This is a genomic window from Maribacter sp. 4U21 (assembly GCF_002742365.1).
Taxonomy (GTDB): Bacteria; Bacteroidota; Bacteroidia; order Flavobacteriales; family Flavobacteriaceae; genus Maribacter.
Map to the genome: position 1 here is coordinate 1 of NZ_MDGN01000059.1, position 433 is coordinate 433.

General features: G+C 50.6%; 1 protein-coding gene. It reads left to right on the forward strand.

Going from position 1 to position 433, the window contains the following annotated elements; all coding sequences use genetic code 11:
- The coding region (locus BFP77_RS13155; RefSeq protein WP_218963475.1) for a Calx-beta domain-containing protein at positions 1–433 on the forward strand (433 nt) is incomplete at both ends.

The following is a 433-nucleotide window of genomic DNA, read 5'->3' on the forward strand; positions in this document are numbered from 1 at the left end:
GCGCAGTGGTTCCGAAATTTCCGTGGCCGACTTTACCGTAAATGAAGGGGTCGGTACCGCCAACTTTGTGGTATCATCAAACGTTGCGGTTTCTGGTAGTTATACCGTGAACTATACCATCAGAGACGGTTCCGCCAGAAGAAACCAAGATTTCACCGTACCTTCAATGACAGGTACGCTCAGGTTTTCGGGCGCCAGAGGGCAGCGGGTGAACATCCCAATCCGCATCACTGACGATGCCATAATCGAGAATACCGAAGACCTTACCGTTAGGATCAATTCAATTTCAAACCCCTTGGTCAGTATCGTTGACAGGGACGCAAGGGGCCGAATCACCGATAATGACAGGCGCAGTGGTTCCGGAATTTCCGTGGCCGACTTTACCGTAAATGAAGGGGTCGGTACCGCCAACTTTGTGGTATCATCAAACGTT